Consider the following 23,321-nt stretch of genomic DNA (forward strand, 5'->3'; position numbering starts at 1 on the left):
CGCGCCGGCCAGCGCAGGCGCTGCCGTCGCGTCGGTCGTCGCTGCACGCGCGCAGGAAACCATCACTTTGAGCGCAGCGCAGATCGCGGCGGCTGGCGTGGTGGTCGCAACGGCGGCACCGGCGCCAGTCAGCACCATCCTCACGCTGCCGGGCGAAATCCGTTTCAACGAGGACCGTACCGCCCACGTGGTACCCAAGCTGGCCGGCGTGGTCACCGCCGTGCATGCGCAGCTGGGCCAGTCCGTGCGGCGCGGCCAGTTGCTGGCGGTGATTGCCAGCAGCGCCCTGTCCGAACAGCGCAGCGAACTGCTGGCGGCGCAAAAGCGGCTGGCGCTGGCCCGCACCACGCTGGAACGCGAACGCCAGCTGTGGCAAGACCAGATCTCCGCCGAACAGGATTACCTGCACGCCCAACAAACCCACGCCGAAGCCGAGCTGGCGGTGCAGAACGCCCGCCAGAAACTCAGCGTCCTGGGCGCCGGCGCCGCAGCAGGCGCGCAACTCAACCAGCTGGAACTGCGCGCGCCGTTCGACGGTGTGGTGATGGAAAAGCACCTGGCGCTGGGCGAAGCAGTCAAGGAAGACGCCAACGTCTTCACCCTGTCCGACCTGACGCTGGTGTGGGCCGATTTTGCCGTGCCGCCGCAGGACCTTGAGCGCGTGCGCGTGGGCGACCGCGTCACCGTGCGTGCCACCGCCTTTGCCGCGCAGGCCGAGGGCACGGTCAGCTACGTCGGCTCGCTGCTCGGCGAGCAGACCCGCACCGCCAACGCCCGCGTGGTGCTGGCCAATCCGCAGCGCGCTTGGCGTCCCGGCTTGTTCGTCAACGTCGAAGTGCAGGCCGGCCGCAGTGAAGCTGCCATCACGGTGGCCGTCGACGCCGTGCAAACCATCGATGGCCAGCCCGCCGTCTTCGTGCGCAACACCCAAGGCTTCCATGTGCAGCCGGTGGTGCTGGGCCGCAGCGACGGCCAGCGCACCGAGATCCTGCAAGGCCTGCCGCCCGGCGCACAGTACGCCGCCGCCAACAGCTACGTGCTGAAGGCGGAACTGGGCAAGGACAGCGCCGAACACGCGCACTGATACAGGAGACCGACCATGTTTGAACGACTTATCCGCTACGCCATCGCGCAGCGCTGGCTGGTCTTGCTGCTGGTGGCGGCGATGGCCGCGCTGGGTGTGGCCAGCTACCAGAAGCTGCCGATCGACGCCGTGCCCGATATCACCAATGTGCAGGTGCAAATCAATACTTCCGCGCCTGGCTACGCGCCGCTGGAGACCGAGCAGCGCATCACCGTGCCGCTGGAAAGCGTGCTGGCCGGCCTGCCGCGCCTTGAGCAAACCCGCTCGCTGTCGCGCTACGGCCTGTCGCAGATCACCGTGGTGTTCAAGGACGGCACCGACATCTACTTCGCGCGCCAGCTGGTCAGCGAACGGCTGCAGGAAGCGCGCAGCAAGCTGCCGCCCGGGATCGCACCGGCGCTGGGCCCCATCTCCAGCGGCCTCGGTGAAATCTACCTGTGGACCGTGGAGGCCAAGCCGGATGCGAAAAAGCCCGACGGCACGCCCTATACGCCCACCGACCTGCGCGAGATCCAGGACTGGATCGTCAAGCCGCAGCTGCGCAACGTCGCCGGCGTCACCGAGATCAACACCATCGGCGGCTATGCGCGCGAGTACCACGTGGCGCCGCAGCCGCAGCGCCTCGCCGCCTACGGCCTGACGCTGCAAGAGCTGCTGGCGGCGCTGGAGCGCAACAACGGCAACGCCGGCGCCGGCTACATCGAAAAGCGCGGCGAGCAGCTGTTGGTGCGCGCGCCGGGACAGGTGCGCACACTGGACGACATCCGTAACATCGTGCTCCGCAGCGCCGACGGCGTGCCGGTGCGCGTGCGCGACGTCGCTGAGGTGGAGCTGGGGCGCGAACTGCGCACCGGTGCGGCGACGGAAAACGGCCGCGAGGTAGTGCTAGGTACCGTCTTCATGCTGATCGGCCAGAATAGCCGCGCCGTGGCGCAGGCGGTCGATAAACAAATGGACGTCATCAACCGCAGCCTGCCGCCGGGCGTGGTGGCGATCACGGTGTACGACCGCACCGCGCTGGTCGACAAAGCCATCAACACCGTGAAGAAAAATCTGCTGGAAGGCGCGGTGCTAGTGATTGCGGTGCTGTTCCTCTTCCTCGGCAACCTGCGCGCGGCTTTGATTACTGCGATGGTGATCCCGCTGTCCATGCTGTTCACCTTCAGCGGTATGGTCGCGTACAACGTCAGCGCCAACTTGCTGAGTCTCGGCGCACTCGATTTCGGCATCATCGTTGATGGCGCCGTGGTCATCGTCGAGAACTGCGTGCGGCGTCTAGCGCATGCGCAGGCCATGCGCGGCCGTCCGCTCACGCGTGCGGAAAAATTCGAGGAAGTGTTTGGCGCGGCGCAGGAGGCACGCAGGCCGCTGCTGTTTGGGCAGTTGATCATTATGGTGGTCTACCTGCCGATCTTCGCGCTGACCGGCGTTGAAGGCCGCATGTTCCATCCAATGGCGTTGACCGTGGTGCTGGCGCTGGCCGGCGCGATGATCTTGTCGGTCACCTTTATTCCGGCGGCGGTGGCGCTGTTCATCGGCGACAGCGTGGTGGAGAAGCACACGCCGCGCCTGACCGGCTGGTACGGCGCGCTGCTGGAACGCGCGCTGGCCAATGCGCCGGTGGTGCTGAGCTTTGCCGGCATCGCGGTGGCCTTGTCGCTGCTGCTGGCCACGCGCATGGGCAGCGAGTTCGTGCCCTCGCTGAACGAAGGCGACATCGCCATGCAAGCCTTGCGCATCCCCGGTACCAGCCTGACGCAATCGGTGGAAATGCAAAAGCAGATCGAGACTACCCTGATGCACAAGTTCCCCGAGATCGAACGCATATTCGCGCGCACCGGCACTGCGGAAATCGCCTCCGACCCGATGCCGCCGAATGTCTCGGACGGCTACATCATGCTCAAGCCGGAAGCGCAGTGGCCCAAGCCGAAGAAGTCGCGCGACGAATTGCTGACGGCGATACAAGCGACGGTAGCGCAACTGCCGGGTAATGCCTACGAGTTCTCGCAGCCGATCCAGCTGCGTTTCAACGAGCTGATATCGGGCGTGCGCAGCGACGTCGCCGTCAAGCTGTTTGGCGATGATGAGCAGGTGTTGAATGCCACCGCCGCGCGTATCGCCGCCATGCTGTCCAGGGTCGATGGCGCGCAGGAGGTGAAGGTCGAGCAGACCGACGGCTTGCCAGTGCTGGTCATCGATATCGATCGCAGCAAGACCGCGCGCTATGGCCTCAACGTCGGCGATGTGCAGGATGTGATTGCGACGGCGGTCGGTGGCCGCGAGGCAGGCAAGGTGTTTGAAGGCGATCGCCGTTTCGATATCGTGGTGCGCTTGCCGGATGCTCTGCGCGGCGACCTGGAAGCCATGCGGCGCTTGCCGTTGCCGCTGCCGGGCGGCGCTGGTCACTTTGTGCCGCTGGGCGAGGTGGCGAGCTTCAATGTGGTGCCGGGGCCGAACCAGATCAGCCGCGAGAATGGCAAGCGGCGTCTGGTCATCAGCGCCAATGTGCGCGGGCGCGATATTGGTTCGTTTGTGGCAGAGGCGGAAGGCCGTCTTCAGGAAGTGAAGATTCCGGCCGGGTACTGGACTTCGTGGGGCGGGCAGTTCGAGCAGCTGCAATCGGCGTCGCAGCGTTTGCGGATTGTGGTGCCTGCCGCGCTGGCGCTGGTGATGTTGCTACTGTTTGCGATGTTTGGCAATCTGCGCGACGGGTTGCTGGTGTTTAGCGGGATTCCGTTTGCATTGACCGGCGGCTTGGCCGCGCTGGCTTTGCGCGGCATACCGTTGTCGATATCGGCGGCGGTGGGCTTTATCGCTTTGTCTGGCGTGGCGGTGTTGAATGGCTTGGTGCTGATATCGGCCATTCGCAAATTGCGCGAGGAAGGCCGTAGCGTGGAGCAGGCCATCAGGGAAGGTGCGCTGGAACGTCTGCGGCCGGTGCTCATGACTGCACTGGTGGCGTCGTTGGGCTTCATCCCGATGGCGATTGCAACCGGCACCGGCGCCGAAGTCCAGCGCCCGCTGGCCACTGTGGTGATAGGGGGGATACTTTCCTCTACTGCGCTGACCTTGCTGGTGTTGCCGCTGCTTTATCGTCGCACGCATCTACCCCGCACGCTTTAGCTTCGACATATGCATTACCACTTAGGGGTCAGACCCCGTACGGGGTCTGACCCCACCTGGCCGTGCGGGGTTACTGCGACGTAAAGCGAATCGCCTGGCCGCCGCCGGGAGCCAGCTTGAGTTGCAAGACCGTCTTGGAGGTGACGTTCTTTTTCTCAATGACTATGTCGAAGCGGCGGATGGTGCGGTAGTCGGCGTGGTCGCCGTCGCGGTAGATTTCGGCCACGTAGCGCTTACCCGGATCGAGGAAGGTCAGCGGCAGCGACAACACACGGGCGTTGCCGTCGGTGACCGAGCCGACATACCAGTCATCCGAGCGGCGATCCTTGCGCGCGATGGTCGCGTACTCGCCCAGCTCACCGTGCAGCACGCGCGTATCGCTCCAATCGGTCGGTACGTCCTTGATAAACTTGAACGGGCCAGGATACTTCTCGTAGTTCTCAATCAAATCCGCCGCCATCACCACCGGCGAGTAAATCACCACAAAACTGGCCAGCTGCTTGGCCTGCGTCGAGTTGATCGGCCGTCCCTTCACACCTTCCAGACTGAGGATGCCTGGCGTGTAATCCATCGGACCACTCAGCATGCGCGTGAACACCAGATTCACTTCATGGTCAACGCTGTTAATCGGCGAGCCCCACGCGTTGTACTCCATCCCCCGTGCACCTTCGCGCGAAATCCAGTTCGGATAAGTGCGACGCAGACCGGTATCCTTGATCGGTTCATGCGTATCGATGGCCAGCTTGTAGCGCGCGGCCTCCGTCACCGCTTTCAAATAATGGCGCGAGCCTTCCTGCGAATCGGTATAGCCAAAATGCACCGCGCCATCCGCGCCGGGGAACAAGGCCGCGCCGGCATCCGTGACGTAGCCCGACTTGATGCTGTCTACTCCCAGCTTGGCATACAGCTGGTAGCCCGCATCCATCTGCTCCTCGTAGCGCGCGATATTCCCACCAGTCTCGTGATGCCCGATCAAACGCACGCCCTTCTGCTGCGCATACGCGCTGACACCCGCTAAGTCGAAATCCGGATACGCCTCGGTAAAGCTGAACGCCGAACCGCTACCCGACCAGTTGCCATCCCATCCCAAGTTCCAGCCCTCCACCAGCACGCCGCGGAAGCCGTTTTGCGCCGCGAAGTCGATATAGCGCTTGGCGTTGGCGGTAGTTGCACCGTGCCGCGCTCCCGACCCCCATGTGCTTTTCTCAAGGTGCATCTCCCACCACACGCCGACAAACTTGGATGGATGAACCCACGTGACATCGCCAAGCTTATTTGGCTCGTTCAAATTCAACACCAGATCCGACATATACAAACCCGCCGCATTATCAGCAATCTGCATGGTGCGCCACGGCGTAGTGAACGCGCCGCGCCGCTGTACCGCCGGTCCGAATGCCGATGGCGTCAAATGCGCGCGCAGCTTCTGGCCTTCCACTTTGCGCAGCCACATCGACGCATAATCCACCAGCGCCGCCTCATGAAACGCGATGTGGGTGCCGTCTTTGGTGCGTATGGTCAGCGGTGTATTGGCCATGCCCACTTCACTCAAAGGCGACTTCTTGATCGCATACTCCAAGGCCGCCTGTTCGCCAGCCTGCTGCCACCAAGCATAGGCTGGCGGTGCCACTACAAACTCGGTCAGCTCGTCGCTGATGCGCGTCTCCGGCAATTGCGCCTGCTCCGGGAATTCGTAGCGGAAGCCGACGCCATCGTCGAACACGCGGAACACCAGCGCCATGCGGCGGTTGTCCAAGGCCTTCTGCACTAGTTCCAGCCTTAGCTCTTTGTAGTGATTGCGTACGTAGCGGCGCTCACCCCACGGCTGTTCCCACGTGTCGTCATGTTCGGACACGGCCTGCGACGCCAGCGTGAAGCCATTGTCCATCTGCGGCGCATTCGCCAGCAAAAATCCGAGGCGCGAGGTGGCGATCAGCGGCTTGCCGTTGCGCTGGATTTCATACGCGAGGCGGCCGTCATCTGCCAGCTGCACCGCGACGTTGATGGCGCGATTCGGTGAAGATACGGTGGCCAGCACCTCGGCCGCCGCGCTGGCGTACACGCCCAGCATCATGCAGGCGGCGGAAATCCAGCGGACTTGCAGCGAATTGGTATGCACAAAAAACTCCTTTAATTTGCCGCGCAGCGCGCCTTGATGAAGGCGGCGTGCGTCGGCATCTGGTCTACACACTTGCCGATCACCGAGGCGATATCGCCCAGGTAGTCGGCGATTTCTTGTTCCGGCAGCAGCTCGGCCAGCGGATGGTGGCCGGCCACCGGTACGCGCTGGCCTTCCAGCACCTGCAGCCAGCCCACTTCCGCAAACAGCTCGTTGTCGACGCGGACGATGCGCCCGCGCGTACGCCACAAATCCATCTTCTCGCGCAGCGTGTCCGGAATCTCCATGGTGCGCACGTAGTTCCAGAACGGCGTGTCATCGCGCTCGGTGGCGTGATAGTGCAGGATGATGAAATCGCGGATGCGCTCAATCTCGAAATTGCACTGGCGGTTGAACTCCGCGATGTCCGGCGCGCTGAAACCGCGATCCGGGAAAAAGCTGATCAGGCGCGCGATGGTCGACTGCACCAGATGGATGCTGGTCGATTCCAGTGGCTCCAAGAAGCCGGACGACAGCCCGACCGCCACCACATTCTTGTTCCACACCTGTTTGCGCTTGCCGGCCTTGAAGCGCAGCAGTTTCGGCTCGGCTAGCGTACGGCCATCGAGGCTGTCCATCAGCTGCGCGCGCGCCTCGTCGTCGCTCATGAACCTGGACGAATACACATGGCCATTGCCAGTACGGTGCTGCAGGCCGATGCGCCACTGCCAGCCGGCCGGGCGTGCGGTGGCGCGGGTGTAGGGCAGCAGGCCGCCACCTAGCTCACACGGCACCGCCCACGCGCGGTCGCATGGCAGCCAGTGCGACCAGTCTTCAAAGCCGGTGTGCAGCGCTTCCTCGATCAGCAGGCCGCGGAAACCGGAGCAGTCGATGAACAACTGGCCGCCGATCAAGTCGCCGTTCTCCATGCGCAGGGCGTCGACGTGGCCGTCGGAAGAGCGGGTCAGCACATCGGCCACCTTGCCCTCGATACGGCGTACGCCACGCGCTTCGCTGTACTGGCGCAGGTAGCGCGCATACAGGCCGGCGTCGAAGTGGAAGGCGTGCACGATGTCCGCCAGCGGCGAGTTACCATGCGAGCGGTCGGCGCGCATGAATTTCCCGGCGTTGGCGGCCATGCGGTTGATCGAATAGGTCTCCAGCGGCGGCGCCTTGCCCGCCTGCTGCATGCGCAGCCAGTACTGGTAGAACGGCAGCGTCGCCAGGTCCTGGCCGAAAATGCCGAAGCCGTGCATATAGCTGTCGCCGATGCGGCCCCAGTCCTTGAATTCGATGGCCAGCTTGAAGGTGGCCTGCGTCGCGCGCATGAACTCATCTTCGTCGATACCGAGCACCTGGTTGAATAACTTGATCATCGGGATGGTCGACTCTCCCACGCCGACGGTGCCGATATCATCCGACTCCACCAGTGTCAGTTCCACTTTGTCGCCCAGCACGCGCGACAGCGCCGCTGCCGTCATCCAGCCGGCGGTGCCGCCGCCGACGATCACTACATTCTTGATGGTCTCCATCTACTCTGCCTTGGTCAGTATTTTGTAGCTCCACGGCGCCATCTCGAACCGTGTGCCGCCGTCGACTTGCACCAATGCTTCGGTGCTGAAATCGCGATAGCGGCCGACATGCAGGTCATCGCGGAACCCGGCTTGCACCGGCTGTCCGCTCAGGTTAAACACCGCGAACACTTTGTCGTCGGCGTTCTGGCGCACGAAGCTGAAGATCTGCTTCGGCGCGTCGTTTGGAACCTGCTCCATGGTGGCGCCCCAATCGCCGTTCCACAGCGCGCTATGCTGCTTCTTCATGGCGAGCAGCTTGGTGTACAGCGCGGTGTATGGCGACGCCTGCCACTGTAGCGCATCGCGCTCGAAGAAGGCCAGCCGTTTGCGGTTGCCCGCTTCCTGGCCGTTGTAAATCAGCGGGATGCCTTCGCTGACAAAGGAAAACACGATGGCCGCATCCACCGCCGGCCCGAAGATCTCAAACTCGGTGCCATCCCACGCGTTCTTGTCATGGTTGGTGGTGTACAGCATGCGGTAGGCTTGCTTGGGATAGAACTTCTGGTTCCAGGCGTAGTAGGTGTACAGCGAGGTGGCGTCGGCCTTGCCTTCTGCGACTGCTCTCAGGCCTTCCCACCAGGTCCAGGCATACGTCGCATCAAATGCGCGCGCGTGCATGTCGCGGCTTTCCCATTCGGCCAGCAGGAACACCGGCTTGATGGCGCGTAGTTCGGCCGCAGCGTGCTCCCAGAAATCGAGCGGCGTCAGGCCGGCGGCGTCGACGCGGTAGCCGTCCACGCCGGCCTCGCGCACCCAGAAGCGCATCGCATCGGTCATGTAGCGGCGCAGGCCGGGCTGCTGGTAATCGAGGTCGATGATGTCATCCCAGTCGTACCATGGCGTGGGATGCGGTTGGCCCTTGCGGTCCTTCTCGTACCATTCCGGGTGGCTGGTGCGCAGTACGTTGTCCCACGAGGTATGGTTGCCGACCCAGTCGAGGATCACGTGCAGGCCTTGCGCATGGGCCGCCGCGACGAAGTGCTTGAAATCGTCCAGCGTGCCGAATTCGGGATTGACGGCCAGGTAGTCGCGCACCGCGTACGGGCTGCCCAGCGTACCTTTGCGCTTGGCCTGGCCGATCGGATGGATCGGCATCAGCCACAGGATGTCGACGCCGAGGGCCTTGAGGCGCGGCAGTTCGCGTTCGGCGGCACGGAAGCTGCCCTCCGGCGTGAACTGGCGGGTGTTGATCTGGTAGATGCTGGCGTTCTTGGTCCATTCCGCGTGCTGGAACTGGACGTAAGGTTTCGGTTGGTAGGCGTCAGGAGCGGCAGCATGTACGGAGACATGAACCGCTCCTGACAGCACGAGTGCCATCAGGAGCGCGGTTTTCATCAGAACTTGTAGGTCAGGCCAGCCGTGTAAGTGCGGCCGTATTTCACCGAGTTGGTAATCACGTTCGGATCGACGGTGTATTCCTGGAACGGCTGGTTGCTCCAGTTATGCCCTTGCAGGAATACCGACACGCCTTTCAGCCAGCCGCTCTGCACTTCGTACGAGGCCTGCAAATCGATGATGGTCTCGCCCTTGATGAAGGTGAATTGCGAATCGCTGCGATAGTCGAGGATCTGGCCGACGAAGTTGGAACGGCGGTGCGCCGCCCACGCCAGCTGCAGGCCGTGGTTTTCGTAGTAGAGCCGCACGCTGCTGACGTTCTTCGACAAGCCCGGCAAGCCGATCGAGGTGACCGAATCTTTGAATACCGGACCATTTTGCGGCGAGACGAAGCCGCTGGTCGGCAGCTGCACCGAGCTGTCGGTGAATGAGTAGTTGGCCGCTACGCCGAAACCGTCCAGCCACTTGGTCGCCAACGAGAACGGCACGTTTACCGCCAGCTCGTAGCCGTGCATATTGCCGCCCTGGCCGTTCTGCGGCATGGTCAGGAAGCCGATGGTAGAGCCTTTGTACGGGCCACTGGTCGGCAGCGGCGTCGAAGCGCTGGTGTAGGGCTTGAAGTCGAACGCCATCGGCGCGTTGATGATGTAGTTATCGAGTTTCTTGAAGAAGGTCGCCACGCTGATGTAGCCCTTCTTGCCGAAGTACTTCTCATACGACAGGTCGAGCGAACGCGCCTGGTAGGGCTTCAGGTGCGGGTTGCCGGCAAAGCCGGTCAGGGCCGGCGCCACCGAGGTGGCGTTTTGCACCGCGAAGTCCATGCTGGCCTTCATGTTGTCCAGATTGGCGCGCGAGATTTGCTTGCCGGCGCCGAGGCGCAGCTTTTGCTCGCTGCCGAGGTCAAACGCCAGGTTCAGGCTAGGCAGCACATTGGTGTAGCTGGTCCCATCCGTGCGTACCTTGTACGGGCAAGTGTCGACCGTGATACCGGTGCAATTGGCCAAGTCGACCTGGTTGCCAGCGGCGTTCTGCTTGGTGTTGACCACTTGCAGGCCGACGTTGCCGCTGTACGGCACCGGGCCCAGCGCGCCATCCAGATCGGCCATCGCATACACGGTCGCGACCTTCTCGCGCACCGACCAGTCGCGCGACAGCACGGTGGAATCGACCCAGCGGTTCAAATCGTAAATCGTGCCCAGCGTGCCGGTCGGGTCGAAGGACGCCACCATCAGGCCCGAAGCGCCGGCTTGCGCCACGTCGGTGCCCGGCATGGCGGCGCTGGCGTAGCCGTCGCCACCCTTGATCGACAAACGGCCTTCTTCGCCGGTGCGCGACTTGTCGCGCTTGGTGTAGTTGGCGCCGAAGTGGGCGTTGACCAGCGGGCCCCAGTCCAGTTCACGATGCGCGGTCAGGCGCACGGCGTTGACGGTGTCGTCGATATTCGGCAATGCCACATAGCCGGCCTGCGGCGAATTCGGACCGCCGCCCCAGCCGTCAACGTCGGTCAGCACCGACACTTTGCGGTCGGCGTAATTGAGGCTGGTGGTGTATTTGACGTCGGCGAAGTTGGAGCCGTTAAAGCCGCTGTACGAGATCGAGCCCAGCTGGCTGGCCGGCGTGTTGCCCGGCTGGCCGGCGGTGGTCTCGTAGTTGGAGATGTTCTTGACGCCGTGCGAGTGCGACAGGTCGGCCTCGACGCGCCATTGCTCGTCCAGTTTCAACTCATTGTTCCAGCCGAAGGAGGCCAGGCGGTCCTTGTTCGAGTACAGGTGATTGCGGACGTCGGCCTTGTAGTTGCTGATGGTGCCGCTGGTGGCGACGCCGTTGGCCACTACTGCATTGGTCAGAACGCCGTTCGGATCATACGGGCCGGTGCCGAAGGCCACGGCGCCTTCGATGCCGGTTTTCTTGGTGGCTTCATCGCCGCGCGAGTAGAACACATCCAGCGTCGAGCGGAAGTTCTGATTCGGTTTGAATTGCAGGGTCAGCGACGCGCCATCGCGGTCGGCCTTGCGGCGCGAAGTCTCGGCCAGGAAGCCGCCCGGCACCGCCACTTGGCCGCCGTTGTAGTCCAGCGCCGGCGCCCAGCCGCCCCAGCTGTCGAATTTCAGTTCGCCGCCGTTATCCTGGCGCAGGGTGGTGATGCCGAGCGACAGGCCGATGGTGCGGTTGGCAAACTGGTCGACGTAGCTGAAGGTCTTGCGGTGGCCGGCGCCCACTTCCGCGCCCGAGCCGAAGCCGATACGCTCCTTGCGCACCGAAGCCGCCAGCACGCGCTGGCCGAAGTCGAGCGGGCGCAGGGTACGCAAGTCGATGGTGGATGCCAGGCCCTGGCCCATGAGGCTGGCGTCCGGCGTCTTGTACACCAGCACCGAGCCGGTCAGCTCGGACGGGAACAGGTCGAACTCGGGGCTGCGCGCATCGCTGGTGGAGGCTTGCTCGCGGCCGTTGAGCAGGGAACCGTTAAAGCTCGGCGACAGGCCGCGTACCGACACATCGGTGGCCTTGCCATTGGTCTTGTTGCGCTGGGTGGTAACGCCGGACAGGCGCGAAATCGATTCAGCCACGGTGGTGTCGGGCAGCTTGCCGATGTCTTCGGCGGAAATCGCCTCGACGATGGAGCTGGCGTTTTTCTTGATCGAGATCGCTTCCTCGATGCCGCGGCGGATGCCGGCCACGGTGACCGTGGCCATCTCGCCGTCGGTCTTTTTGGCTTGGGCTTCGGTCGTGTTGTCGGCTTGCTGGGTTTGCTGCGCTTGGCTGGCGCCGGTGGCGCCCAGCAGCATCAGTGCGGCGGCGGCTGCCAACGGACTGAGGCGGAATGCGGTGCTGGTGGTCATACGTCTCCCTAAGAATTATTGTTGGAATGCGGGATGAATGGTGTCGCAGCCAGCCCGGCAGGGTCAACGACGGCGCGTCGTGGAAAATAAAGGAAGCCTTTAGGTTGGCGGCCAAGTGCCTGATTTCATGGCGAAAGCGAGCTTGTGGCGTTTTGCCGACTGGGCCGCTTGGGGCGTGCAAAGCGCGCTACACTTCCGGCATGAAAATCCTGATGATAGAAGACGACCTGGCCATCGGCCGGGCCTTGCTGGCGGTGTTCCAGGACGAGGGCCACGCCGTGATCTGGGTGCGCATGGCCGACGGCGTGCTGGCGCGGCTGCAAGCGGAGCCTTTTGACGCGGTGCTGCTCGATCTCGGCCTGCCGGACGGCGACGGCGCCCAGTTGCTGCGCGCCATACGCGCGGCCGGCCTTAGCTTGCCGGTGCTGATCATGACCGCGCGCGACAGCCTGGAAGACCGGCTGAACGGCTTCAACACCGGCGCCGACGACTATCTGATCAAGCCATTTGAAATCCCGGAATTGCTGGTGCGCCTGCGCGCCATTGTGCGGCGCGCCAACGGCAACGCCGACGGCGGCTGGAGCTTCGGTGAACTGGTGCTGGATGAAGGCCGTTTGCTGGTGACGCGCGCCGGCACGCCGCTGTCCTTGTCGCGCACCGAGTTTGCGTTGTTGCTGGCCTTGGTGAAAGAGCCGGGCCGGGTACTCACGCGCGCCGAGTTGGAGCAAGGCGTGCTGCCACACAGCGAAGGCACGCTGGACGTGCACATCTCCAACCTGCGCAAGAAAGTCGGCGAGCGACTGATCCGCACGGTGCGCGGGGTTGGCTACATGGCGCAGCGTCCCCATGAATAAGCCCTCGTCCCTGTTCCGCCGCCTGATGCTGGGCTTTTCGGCCGTGATCGCGCTGGTGGCGCTGGCCGGTTTCACCTACGTGGCGGTGGAAGCCAAGATCACTCAGCGCGCCCGCACTGCCAGCGAGAACGCGGCGCACACGCGCGAAGTGCTGCTGCATCTGGCCGAGATCGGCGATGACCGCGCGCGCATGCAGCGCGCAGCGGCCATGCTGGAAGCGGTGCGGCGCGAAATGTTCCGTGAGCTGGACTACCACTCGCGGGTGCGGCTGCGGGTGTGGCAGCACGGCGCGCTGGTGTACAACTCGCTGCCGGATTTGCCGGACTTGCTGCCGGAGGCGGGCAGTGCGGAGGCGGGCAAGGCCAATGCCTGGGTCAACGCGGTGGAGCGCGATGCGACCAGCGGGCTGGTGGTTGAGCGCAGTCACGAAGTCGACGACGAGTGGATGCTGAGTTTTTCCGGCGTCAGCTTCCTGTTGTCATCGACGATATTCAGTTTGCCCTTGCTGCTGTTGCCGGCGTGGCTGATTGTCGGCATCGGCTTGCAGCCTTTGCGCTCGATTGCGGAGCAGATCGAGTCACGGGCGGTGTCGGATTTGACGGCGTTGCCGGATTCGCAGTACCGCGAGCTGTCGCCGCTGGTGGACGCGATCAACCGCTTGATGATGCGGCTGAGCCAGCGCATCGAGCGTGAACATGAGTTTTTGACCGATGCGGCGCATGAGTTGAAGACGCCGCTGGCGGCGATCCAGATTAATGCCCATTTGCTGTTGAGCCGTAGTGTGGCCGATAACCCGGCGCGCAGTGCGGAGGCGGGGCAGGGCTTGCGTGATGGCGTGGCGCGGGCCACGCATATGGTGCATCAGTTGCTGGCGTTTGAGCGGGCGCGGGCCGAGCCGAGTGCGGAGCCGTTGCCGCTGACCGAGTTGAGTGCGTTTGTGCGTAGCCGACTGGCGTTGGCCGTGCCGCTGGCGATGCAGCGCGGGATAGAGATTGAGTTCCAGGCCGAGGGCGAGTGTCGCATGGCGGTGCACGTGGAGAGCATGGCGGCGTTGCTGGATAACCTGATCAGCAATGCGGTGAAATATTCGCCGGAGCATGGGCGGATCGTGGTGGGGTTGGCCGTCGCTGGTGAGGGCTGCCAGCTGACCATCAGCGACCAGGGACCGGGGATTGCGCAGGCCTTGCAGCAGAAGGTGTTTGAGCGTTTCTATCGGGTGCCGGGGCAGGAGCAGTCGGGCAGTGGGTTGGGGCTGGCGATTGCCGAGCGGGCGGCCGAGCGCAACCAAGGCAGCATCGCGCTCAGCAGCGACGGCAACGGCCTTACCGTTACCGTCGAATTCCGGGGTCAGGTCCCCCATTTCTACACGAGCTCATGAATGAATGGAGGACCTGACCCCGGAGTTGTTACTCTTGCGGGGTCAGCGCCAGCGCTGCGCTGAAGTCGCCCATCGGCTTGGCGCCGTTGGTGGCCAGCGCTTTGTCGCGGGTCGCCAAACCGTCCAGCTGCGGCAGGTTGAAGCGGTGGGTGATGGCGCGCAGGATCGAGGCCGAGTCATACTGGGTATGGTCAACCGTGCCCTTCTTCACATACGGCGACACGATGATCGCCGGCACGCGGGTGCCCGGACCCCAGCGGTCGCCCTTAGGTGGCGCGGCGTGGTCGTAGAAGCCGCCGTTCTCGTCGTAGGTGACGATTACCAGCATGTTCTTCCACTGCGGGCTCTTCTTCAGCTTGGCGATCACATCAGCGATGTGGGCGTCGCCATCGGCCACCGAAGCGTAGCCGGCGTGCTGGTTCAAATTACCTTGCGGCTTGTAGAAGGCCACGGCCGGCAGGGTGCCTGCGGCGGCATCCGCCACGAACTGGGTGTCGTAGTCCTTCAAGTGCGCTGCGCGATAGGCCGGGAACTTGACCGGGTCCATGTTGGCGAAGTAGTTGAACGGCTGGTGGTGGAACTGGAAGTTGGGCGGATTGGCAAAGGCGCCGCGCGGTGCTGCCGTGGCGTTAGCCGTGGTGCTGCTCCACGCGCCCGCGTACCAGGCCCAATCGACGCTCTTGGCGGTCAGCAGGTCGCCGATGTTTTTCTGCGTCTGCGGTGGCAGGGTGTTGGCCTTGGCGGTGTCGGCAAACAGGTGGGTGCTGTCGTCGCCGGCCGGGGCGTTGCTGCTCGGCTGGTACGGCGGCTGCATGGTGTTGACCGCGTAGAACATGCCGCTGGCGTCGGCCGGGGTGATGGCGCCGTCGTTGGCGTAGGCTGGTGCGCCGTTCAGCACGCTGGTCGGTGCGGTGGCCGACGGCGTCAGGCGCAGGAAGTTGCCCTTGCTGTCGAGGTCGATCTTGGCGATGGCGCCGGCCGCCACCGATTTGTCGGCGTTCGGGTATTGCGGCGCGCAGGCGCAGATCAAGTACTGGTGGGTCAGGAAGGAGCCGCCGAAGGCGCCGATGAACAGGTTGTCGGCCAGCGCATATTGTTTAGCGATGTCCCACATCTTCATCTTGCTGCCGTCGTAGTAGCCCATGGTCAGGCCGCCGGCGTCCGAGTAGGCTGCGAACTTGTCGTTGGCGCCGCCGTTGATCTGCATCTGGTTGTTGTAGAAGCGGTGCACCAGGTCGCGCGTGATGATCGATTGTGACATGGCGATCGGGCTGTTGACGTCGTCAATCTGGAATGGCTTGTTCGGCAGGTTGGCCGACTGCGCCTGGGTGATCACCAGCGACTGGCCGGCAGCCGTCATGCCGCCCCAGGTTGGCGGCAGCACTGGCAGGCTGCTGTTGTCGTAGTCTTTCTGTGCGGTGTAGCCGCCGGTCGAGGTGGCGTTCACGCCCGGCACGCCGTTGGCGCCTGGGAACAGGCCGTACAGATTGTCGAAGCCGCGGTTTTCCGCATAGATCACCACGATGTTCTTGATATTGGCCAGGGCGGCGCCGGCAGTGATGGTGCTGGCGATGTCGCTGGCGGCCGTTTGGCTGGCGGCGCTGGTGATGATGCCGGTCATGACATCGTTCTCGACTTTCAGTTTGGCCTGGTCGTCGCCGGAGACTTTGTTGACGTCGGCCAGCAGATTGCTTTCGCTGACGCCGATGCGGGCGGCCAGCGCCTTGCTGGCAGCGGCGAAGTCGCCGCCGTTGGCGTCCATCAGCACACTCAGTTCGGTGCTGATGGCGTCGATGATGCCGGTGTGGCCGTTCGGCGCGCGGAACAGCAATTTTTGCGTGACCTTGGTGCCGGCGTCGCCGATGGCGTCGTGGCGGATGGCGTCGGTACCGATCGTGACCAGCAGCGTGCCGTGGTCGGCGCCGGTGATCTTGAAGCTGCCGTCGGCAGCGGTGCGCACGGTGCCGGAATTGCTGTCGCAAGTGAGCTTGGTGCTGCCTTCCAGGCAGACCACAGCGTTTTCATAATAGCTGCCGACCACTTGGCCGGTCATGGTCGGGACGCTGCTGTCGGAGCTGCTGCCGCAGGCGACCAGGCCGGCGCCGATGCCGGCGGCCAGCAGGACCAGCGGCAGCGGGCGCAGGACCGTTTTCAAAGTGGAAGTCATCATCATGCCTTGAGGGTGGGGTGTGAAAGCGGCTCATGCTAGGTAGCAAATATGTCAGGATGATGAAATGGCATTGGCGGGAAAGTATCGTTTTGTATCTGTCATGTAGTGGTCATGTGGGCTTGTTAGGCTGCGCGCATGAAAATTATTTATGCAGTTTTGACGGCGGCGCTGCTGGCCGCCTGCCATTCCGCTTCCACCGATGCTCCTAAAGACGCGCCCAAGGCCGCCTACGCGCCGAACGCGCCGCACCAGCCCAGCGTAGCCGAGCTGACCGCGCTGGGACGCGCCATGTTTGCCGACACCAGCCTGTCGGCTTCGGGCAAAGTGGCGTGCGCCAGTTGCCATAGTCCGGATCACGCCTTCAGTCCGCCGAATAATCTGGCGGTGCAGTTGGCCGGCAGCGATGGCCGTACCGAGGGCACGCGGGCGGCGCCGTCGCTGCGCTACATCCAGAACGTGCCGGCGTTCAGCGAGCACTATCACGACGACGATGGCGACGACAGCCTCGATGCTGGCCCGACGGGCGGTCATGACTGGGACGGCCGGGCGCAGTCGGCGCACGAGCAGGCGTTAGGGCCGCTGCTGTCGGCGCGCGAGATGGGTAACAAGGACGAGGCAGCAGTGCTGGCGCGGCTGAGTGGCGGGTCGCTGGCGGGGCGCTTCAAGCAAGTGTTCGGGGCGGATATTTTTGCGCGTCCGCGTGCGGCCATACAGGGTGCGCTGATGGCGCTGGAAGTGTTCCAGGAAAGTCCCACCGAGTTTTATCCCTACACCAGCAAGTACGATGCTTACTTGCGCAAGCAGACCACGCTGACGGCGCAGGAAGAGCGCGGGCTGAAGTTGTTCAACGACGAGACCAAGGGCAATTGCGCGTCCTGTCACATCAGCCGGATTTCGCCGGGCGGGGTGTTCCCGCAATTTACCGACTATGGCCTGATCAATATCGGCGTGCCGCGCAACCGCAAGCTGGCGGTGAATGCCGATCCGGCCTACTACGACCTCGGCCTGTGCGGCCCGGACCGGACCGACCTCAAGGATCATCAAGAGTACTGCGGGCGCTTCAAGACGCCATCGCTGCGCAACGTCGCGCTGCGCAAGGTGTTCTTCCACAATGGCAGCTTCACCAGCCTGCAACAGGTAATCCGCTTTTACGTCACGCGCGATACGACGCCGCAAAAGTGGTACCAGGGCGGCCGCAAGTTCGACGACCAGCCGGCCGGCCTGGATGCCAACGTCAATATGGAAGCGCCGTTTGGCGGCAAGCCGGGCGACAAGCCGGCGCTCAACGAGCGTGACATCGCCGACATGGTGGTGTTCCTGAAGACGCTCACGGATGGCTATGCAGTGAAAAATTAGCAAAAGTGTCATAGAATGCTGTTTTCGTTGCTTTTAAGAATTGCATTCTCATGAAAAAAGCCCAGCAGTTGACGATCATCGCGGCCGTGGCCGTGGCCGCTACCGTGCTCGGTACGGCAGCCTATGTCGGCTGGCAGCGCTGGCAAGCGCCTGCGCCAGCTGCTGAGCCGGTCGCTGCCAGCGCCGATGCTGCTGTGCCGCAACTGCAGCCTGAGTTGCAGGCGCTGCTGGCCAACTACCGCAAGATCATCGTGCTGCTGGCCGATGAGAAAGCCTTGAAAGAGGAAGAGCGCAAGGCGGCCAACCAGGTAGGCCAGGCACTGTTCCATGAAAACCTCGAGCGGCTGGCGCGCGTACAGACGCTGCTGGGCCAGACCCAGGCACTGCCGCCAGCGCAGCGCGATGCGGCCGATGATGCCCTGCTGTCGTATATCGAATCCGATGGCGAGCTGTTTGACGCCGACCGTCTGGCCTTCCGCGAAGTGCTGATCACCTTGCAGAAGCTGGCCGCTGCCGACCAGACGCTGCCTGCCATCAAGCTGCACAAGCGTGTCAGCGAAGACCTGGCGGCGCTGGAAGACATCGAGAAGCAGTACGACAAAGAACTGAGCGGCGTCTTCGGCCGTTTTGAAACGCGCGCCATCGTGCCCAAGCGCGAGCGCTGGGATGACTACGTCGCCAAGCTGCGCAAGCTGTACCGCCGCGAGCAGATCATGAAGGACTATGGCGTCATCGTGCCGTATCCTGAGCCGCCAAAGACGGCTGAGCAGGAAGAGCAGGGCAAGGAGATTTTCGGCAATGCGCTGCCGCCGAAAACCGTGGTGCTCACCTTTGATGACGGTCCGCATGGCACGTATACCGAAGAAGTGGCGGCCATCCTCAAGCAGTACAACGTGCCGGGCGTGTTCTTCCAGGTCGGCCAGAACGTCGGCAAGCTGGATGCGCAAGGCAAGCAGACGCTGGGCAAGAACGCCGCCGAGAGCCGCCGTCTGATCGATGCTGGTCACACCGTCGGTAATCACAGCTTCAGCCATGCGCAGCTGTCCAAGCAGAAGGACCAGGTGCTGTATGGCGAGATCGCCAATGCCGATGCAATGCTGAAGGCGGCCGATCCGCGCCGCTCGCAGCTGTTCCGCTTCCCGTATGGCGCGCGCAATGCCGAGGGCATGGCGGTGCTGGCCAAGCTGGGCCTGCGTTCGGTGATGTGGAATGTGGATTCGCTGGACTGGGCCGATCCGGTGCCGACCTCGATTGCCAACCGCGTGCTGACCACGCTGGGCAAGGAGCAGCGCGGCATCATCCTGTTCCATGACATCCACGAGCGCAGCGTCAAGGCGCTGCCGATGGTGCTGGACAAGCTGATCGCGGACGGCTACAGCTTTGCTGCCTGGGATGGGCAGTCCTTCAAGGTTGCGCAGGGCAGCCGGCAGGAGCCGGAGAAAATTGCCGTCAGCACCGGCTATGCCAACAGCTACGCGGTGGTGATCGGGATTAACGAGTATCAGAAATGGCCGAAGCTGCAGTACGCGGTGCAGGATGCCAAGGCGATCCGCGACACCCTGGTCAACCGCTTTGGCTTTGCCAGCGAGCGCGTGTTCACGCTCAACAATGGCGAAGCGACGCGTAACAACATCCTCGCGGTGTTCCACGACAAGCTGGCCGATGCCAAACTGAACAAGGACGACCGCATCTTCGTGTTCTTTGCTGGCCACGGCGCGACGCGCCAGCTGAGCTCGGGCCGCAATCTGGGCTACATCGTGCCGGTGGATTCCGATCCACAGCAGGTCAGCGTGGACGCGATTCCGATGACGGACTTGCAGAACATCGCAGAAAGCCTCAACGCCAAACACGTGCTGTTTGTGATGGACGCCTGCTACAGCGGCCTGGGCCTGACGCGCGGAGGCGGCAACACCGCCTTCCTGCGCGACAATGCGCGCCGCATGGGACGGCAGATGCTGACCGCCGGTGGCGCCGATCAAATGGTGGCCGATGGCGGACCGAACGGGCACTCGATCTTCTCGTGGACCCTGCTGCAGGCACTGGGCGGCAAGGCCGACCTGAATGGCGACGGCCTGATCACCGCCACCGAGCTGGCGGCGTATGTGGCGCCGGCGGTAGCGAGCGTTTCGCAGCAGACCCCGGCGTTTGGCAGCTTGCCGGGATCGGAAGGCGGCGAGTTCGTGTTCCAGCTGCCGGCCGAGGCGGAATTCCTGAGCGCGCAATCGAGCCAGCTGTCACCGGAAGCGATCGCCATGAATACCAAGCTGGACAGCGGCCGCAACCAGCAGGCCGAGGGCAACACGGTGGTGATCAAAAATCTGCAAGGCGGGGAACAGAAAATCGCCGCACCGAAGCCGGTCGACGCCTCCGCGCGCCAGCTGGCGCAGCGTGCGAACGACAAAGGCCTGCAGCTGTACAAAGAAAAGCAGTACGCCCAGGCCGAAGCCGCGTTCACCGAAGCGTTGAAATTCCGCCCCGACTTCGGCCTGGCGGCCAACAACCTTGGCTTCGTCTATTACAAGCAAGAGAAATACGCCGAAGCCGCGCGCTGGTTCGAGAACACGCTCCAGATCGACACCTCGCGCGCCATCGCCTACCTGAACCTGGGCGACGCGCGCCTGCACCAGGGCGACAACGACAAAGCCAGGAAAGCCTACACCAGCTTCCTTGAGCTAGCACCCAACCACCCAAGCGCCACCTACGCCAAAGAGCAGTTGCGCAAACTCTAAACCGGGGTCAGGTCCTCCATTTCTACACGCGCTCAGCCGCAGCGCTGATTAAAGCTGAGGCCGTGTAGAAATGGGGGACCTGACCCCGGAGTGTTGCCAGTCGTATTCCATTTGGCGGGCGGTGCGTTCGGCTAGCGCGCGGCTGGCCAAGCGCTCGACCAGGTGCAGCGACATGTCGATGCCGGCCGAAATGCCGCCTGAGGTGACCACGCGGCCATTGTCGACCCAGCGCCGGTCAGCCTGCACTTGTACTTGCGGCCAGCCGCGCCGAAGTTCGTCGAGGTCTTCCCAGTGGGTGGTGGCTGGCTGGCCGTCCAGCAGGCCGGCTGCGGCCAGCAGCAGGGCGCCGGTGCAGACGGAGGCCGTCAGTTCACTGTCGCGTGCCATGTGAGCGATCCAGCGGATGACTTCTGGCCGGGCCAGTTCGGCGCTGACCACGCCGCCGGGGATGATCAGCACGTCGATGGGGCCGCAATCGGCAAAGCTGGCTTCCGGATGCAGTTCCAGCCCGGCGCGAGCCGTCACCGGTGCGCCCGTGGCGGCGATGGTGCGGACCCGGAATGGCGCTTCGCCGCCCGCCACCCGGCTGGCGCAGGTGAACACTTCATACGGTCCCGCAAAGTCCAGGACTTCTACGTTGTCAAAGATATAAATGCCTACGGTGCGTGTCATGTTGATCTCCTTTGACAGCATGTTGCCAGCGCCGGATTTGACACAAATGACATTCATGGTTGAATATCTGCCACATGAAGCCCATCGATATCTGGTTACTGGTCTATCCCGGCTTTTTGCTGCTGGACGCCACTGGCCCGGCCCAGGTGTTTTCCACCGCCAATGACGAGGCGCGCGACGCCGGCCACCCCGAGCCTTACCGCATCCATATGATCGCGCTGGGCGGCGGCATGGTGTTGTCGACCGCCGGCGTCACGCTGCAGGCTGCGGCGCTGCCCGAGCCGCAGATGCTGGCCGGCGCCACACTGCTGGTGTCCGGCGGGCGCGGGCTGGAGAGCAGCAACAGCCCGGCGCTCGATCCAGCTGTGGTGAGCTGGGTGGCGCAGGCGGCGGCCCACGTCGCGCGTTGTTGCTCGGTGTGCACCGGCGCTTTCGTGCTGGCCCGCGCCGGTTTGCTGGACGGCCGCCGCGCCGTCACCCACTGGCAAGACGCCGCTGCCCTGCAAGCCCAGCATCCCGCCATCACGGTGCAGGACGACGCCATTTACGTGCGCGACGGCGCGCTTTACACCTCGGCCGGCATCGCCGCCGGCATGGACCTGGCGCTGGCCTTGGTGGAGGAAGACCAGGGCCGCGCCGCTGGACTGGCGGCGGCCAAGCGGCTGGTGGTGTTTTTCAAGCGGCCCGGTGGCCAGCGCCAGTTCAGCTCGGAATTGCTGGCGCAGGCCGATCCGCAGGGACTGCACGGCCAACTGACCGCCTGGCTGCGCGCGCGCCTGCAGCAGCAGCTCGATGTCGAACAGATGGCGGCGGCGCTGGCGGTGTCGGTGCGCACCCTGCATCGCCGCTTGCAGCAGGAAGCGGGCATGTCGCCGGCCCAGCTGTTGCTGCGGCTGCGCATGGAGGCCGCCTGCGCGCTGCTGGAGCGGCCCGGCATGTCGGTCAAGCGCGCCGCCCGCCAGAGCGGCTTCGGCAGCGAGTACAATCTGCGGCGCGCGTTTGCCGCGCAACTGGGCGTGGCGCCCAGCGACTATCAATCCCGATTCGGATAAACGCATGCAGGAATTTGAAAAATGGCTGGCCCGGGTACTGCTGTTAAATAGCGCGCTGGCGCTGGGCGTGTGCCTGGGCCTGCTGGGCGAGCCCTTGTCCGGCAGCGGCTTGTACCTGGTGTTTGGCGCCGCGCTGCTGGGCTTCCTTGCATCCGTGCTATCGCTCAAGCGCTTGCGGCTGGGTTTGTGGGGCGGCGGTTTGTACTATGCCTTGCAAGCGGCCAGCTACTTTCCGGCCTCCGGTGATTGGCAATTTAGCATCAAAGCCGGCGTCAGCATCGGGCTGGTGCTGCAATTCCACAGCGGCGTGCTGGTGCTGAATATGGTCGCGCTGGCCCTGCTGGCGGCCACCGGCGCCACGCTGTTTCTTACCAAAAAGGCAAACTGACACGGGTTAACCCCGCTGTTTGGTCATAAGCTTGTCACACATCTTCTTCAAAATGTCCGTGTGGATACATTTGTGTCACCGCTCTTAGATGAATCCCAACTTTTTTAATTAGTAAATATTCTATTCTTTGCGGTTGCGGCGGAGCGACAGCGCGTGGAAAAAGTTAACCTAGGGAAATAGGCTCAGCTATAATCCAAGATCAGTGCTCGCCCTCCGTTGCAACTGATAGAGGTCACTACGCATGACAGCGCGGGAGTTCTGGGATGAAAAGTTTCCAATTGGAAATTCTCTGGCGGTTTGGCCCTAAAAAGTAGTGCGGCCTTAGCGCAAGATCACTTCGCATTGCTTTACGTAAACAAAAAAAACTTAATGCAGTTAAGAAAATTGTCGCTTTACTCGTTCGGGCCGGTCTCCTCCTCACCATTTTTACGGTTGATTAACTGAAACTATGCACCTTCATCTAGCGATAGAAATGTTAACCGGAGGAAAAAACATGCCCGGACCGTCCTAAAGTTGCTTAAAAGATTGACGTTAAGGACTAAAGCGCGTGGAGTTCTGATGCGCATGTTTCTGCAACAAATACCGTCGTACCGAATTCAAGCTTGAGCCGCAGGGAACTACCCGGCGGCTTCATTATCTGTCCGTATAGAACTGTGCAGTGCCCCAAGGAG

At 63.3% G+C, this 23,321-nt stretch carries 14 protein-coding genes; 8 read left to right on the forward strand and 6 right to left on the reverse strand.

Going from position 1 to position 23,321, the window contains the following annotated elements:
• Both GTP46_RS22510 and GTP46_RS22515 read left to right on the forward strand, forming a co-directional pair.
• Positions 1 to 1,084, forward strand: a 1,084-nt coding sequence (locus GTP46_RS22510; RefSeq protein WP_161008870.1) for an efflux RND transporter periplasmic adaptor subunit, incomplete at its 5' end; no start/stop codon positions are given.
• Positions 1,085 to 1,099: 15 nt separating this feature from the next.
• The gene (locus tag GTP46_RS22515) at positions 1,100 to 4,207 is read left to right on the forward strand and encodes an efflux RND transporter permease subunit (protein ID WP_161008871.1); all 3,108 of its coding nucleotides are present in this window, start codon (positions 1,100 to 1,102) and stop codon (positions 4,205 to 4,207) included.
• A gap of 70 nt (positions 4,208 to 4,277) precedes the next feature.
• Here the strand turns inward: GTP46_RS22515 and GTP46_RS22520 are convergent, their stop codons facing one another.
• From GTP46_RS22520 to GTP46_RS22535, 4 genes are read right to left on the reverse strand one after another with little or no spacing between them, the layout of a single operon-like run.
• Positions 4,278 to 6,323, reverse strand: a complete 2,046-nt coding sequence (locus GTP46_RS22520) for a glycoside hydrolase family 97 protein (protein WP_371869726.1) — start codon at positions 6,321 to 6,323, stop codon at positions 4,278 to 4,280.
• Positions 6,324 to 6,334: 11 nt separating this feature from the next.
• Positions 6,335 to 7,834 (reverse strand): tryptophan halogenase family protein, encoded by a 1,500-nt coding sequence (locus GTP46_RS22525; protein ID WP_161008872.1) that lies wholly within the window; start codon positions 7,832 to 7,834, stop codon positions 6,335 to 6,337.
• The gene (locus GTP46_RS22530) at positions 7,835 to 9,211 is read right to left on the reverse strand and encodes an alpha-amylase family glycosyl hydrolase (RefSeq protein WP_161008873.1); all 1,377 of its coding nucleotides are present in this window, start codon (positions 9,209 to 9,211) and stop codon (positions 7,835 to 7,837) included.
• Positions 9,211 to 12,051, reverse strand: a complete 2,841-nt coding sequence (locus GTP46_RS22535; RefSeq protein WP_161008874.1) for a TonB-dependent receptor — start codon at positions 12,049 to 12,051, stop codon at positions 9,211 to 9,213. Before GTP46_RS22535 ends, GTP46_RS22530 begins: the two co-directional genes overlap by 1 nt.
• A gap of 212 nt (positions 12,052 to 12,263) precedes the next feature.
• Between GTP46_RS22535 and GTP46_RS22540 the strand changes: the two genes are divergently transcribed.
• Positions 12,264 to 12,905: a response regulator transcription factor gene (locus tag GTP46_RS22540; RefSeq protein WP_229259059.1), complete on the forward strand. Its 642-nt coding sequence runs from the start codon at positions 12,264 to 12,266 to the stop codon at positions 12,903 to 12,905.
• The gene (locus GTP46_RS22545) at positions 12,898 to 14,283 is read left to right on the forward strand and encodes a sensor histidine kinase (protein WP_161008876.1); all 1,386 of its coding nucleotides are present in this window, start codon (positions 12,898 to 12,900) and stop codon (positions 14,281 to 14,283) included. Before GTP46_RS22540 ends, GTP46_RS22545 begins: the two co-directional genes overlap by 8 nt.
• A gap of 28 nt (positions 14,284 to 14,311) precedes the next feature.
• Here the strand turns inward: GTP46_RS22545 and acpA are convergent, their stop codons facing one another.
• Positions 14,312 to 16,438 carry an acid phosphatase gene (gene acpA / locus GTP46_RS22550; RefSeq protein ID WP_371869728.1) on the reverse strand — a complete coding sequence of 709 codons (2,127 nt, stop codon included), beginning with the start codon at positions 16,436 to 16,438 and terminating at the stop codon, positions 14,312 to 14,314.
• A 150-nt stretch (positions 16,439 to 16,588) separates the two neighbouring features.
• Between acpA and GTP46_RS22555 the strand changes: the two genes are divergently transcribed.
• Positions 16,589 to 17,809, forward strand: coding sequence for a cytochrome-c peroxidase (locus GTP46_RS22555; protein WP_161008877.1), 1,221 nt, complete (start codon positions 16,589 to 16,591; stop codon positions 17,807 to 17,809).
• Positions 17,810 to 17,859: 50 nt separating this feature from the next.
• Positions 17,860 to 20,538, forward strand: a complete 2,679-nt coding sequence (locus GTP46_RS22560) for a polysaccharide deacetylase family protein (protein WP_161008878.1) — start codon at positions 17,860 to 17,862, stop codon at positions 20,536 to 20,538.
• A 48-nt stretch (positions 20,539 to 20,586) separates the two neighbouring features.
• Here the strand turns inward: GTP46_RS22560 and GTP46_RS22565 are convergent, their stop codons facing one another.
• A complete protein-coding gene (locus tag GTP46_RS22565) occupies positions 20,587 to 21,210 on the reverse strand; it encodes a DJ-1/PfpI family protein (protein ID WP_161008879.1) in 624 nt (207 codons plus the stop codon).
• A 74-nt stretch (positions 21,211 to 21,284) separates the two neighbouring features.
• Between GTP46_RS22565 and GTP46_RS22570 the strand changes: the two genes are divergently transcribed.
• Together GTP46_RS22570 and GTP46_RS22575 are read left to right on the forward strand one after the other, a co-directional pair.
• Positions 21,285 to 22,262, forward strand: coding sequence for a GlxA family transcriptional regulator (locus GTP46_RS22570; RefSeq protein ID WP_161008880.1), 978 nt, complete (start codon positions 21,285 to 21,287; stop codon positions 22,260 to 22,262).
• A gap of 4 nt (positions 22,263 to 22,266) precedes the next feature.
• Positions 22,267 to 22,650, forward strand: coding sequence for a hypothetical protein (locus GTP46_RS22575; protein WP_161008881.1), 384 nt, complete (start codon positions 22,267 to 22,269; stop codon positions 22,648 to 22,650).
• Positions 22,651 to 23,321 lie beyond the last annotated feature (671 nt).

Source organism: Duganella flavida (genome assembly GCF_009857445.1).
Lineage (GTDB): Bacteria > Pseudomonadota > Gammaproteobacteria > Burkholderiales > Burkholderiaceae_D > Rugamonas > Rugamonas flavida.

Excerpts from the sequence above, each read along its gene's own strand:
- GTP46_RS22515 (WP_161008871.1), top strand. The coding sequence starts at position 1,100 with ATGTTTGAACGACTTATCCGCTACGCCATCGCGCAGCGCTGGCTGGTC.
- GTP46_RS22525 (WP_161008872.1), bottom strand. The coding sequence starts at position 7,834 with ATGGAGACCATCAAGAATGTAGTGATCGTCGGCGGCGGCACCGCCGGC.
- GTP46_RS22530 (WP_161008873.1), bottom strand. The coding sequence starts at position 9,211 with ATGAAAACCGCGCTCCTGATGGCACTCGTGCTGTCAGGAGCGGTTCAT.
- GTP46_RS22535 (WP_161008874.1), bottom strand. The coding sequence starts at position 12,051 with ATGACCACCAGCACCGCATTCCGCCTCAGTCCGTTGGCAGCCGCCGCC.
- GTP46_RS22540 (WP_229259059.1), top strand. The coding sequence starts at position 12,264 with ATGATAGAAGACGACCTGGCCATCGGCCGGGCCTTGCTGGCGGTGTTC.
- GTP46_RS22545 (WP_161008876.1), top strand. The coding sequence starts at position 12,898 with ATGAATAAGCCCTCGTCCCTGTTCCGCCGCCTGATGCTGGGCTTTTCG.
- GTP46_RS22555 (WP_161008877.1), top strand. The coding sequence starts at position 16,589 with ATGAAAATTATTTATGCAGTTTTGACGGCGGCGCTGCTGGCCGCCTGC.
- GTP46_RS22560 (WP_161008878.1), top strand. The coding sequence starts at position 17,860 with ATGAAAAAAGCCCAGCAGTTGACGATCATCGCGGCCGTGGCCGTGGCC.
- GTP46_RS22565 (WP_161008879.1), bottom strand. The coding sequence starts at position 21,210 with ATGACACGCACCGTAGGCATTTATATCTTTGACAACGTAGAAGTCCTG.
- GTP46_RS22570 (WP_161008880.1), top strand. The coding sequence starts at position 21,285 with ATGAAGCCCATCGATATCTGGTTACTGGTCTATCCCGGCTTTTTGCTG.
- GTP46_RS22575 (WP_161008881.1), top strand. The coding sequence starts at position 22,267 with ATGCAGGAATTTGAAAAATGGCTGGCCCGGGTACTGCTGTTAAATAGC.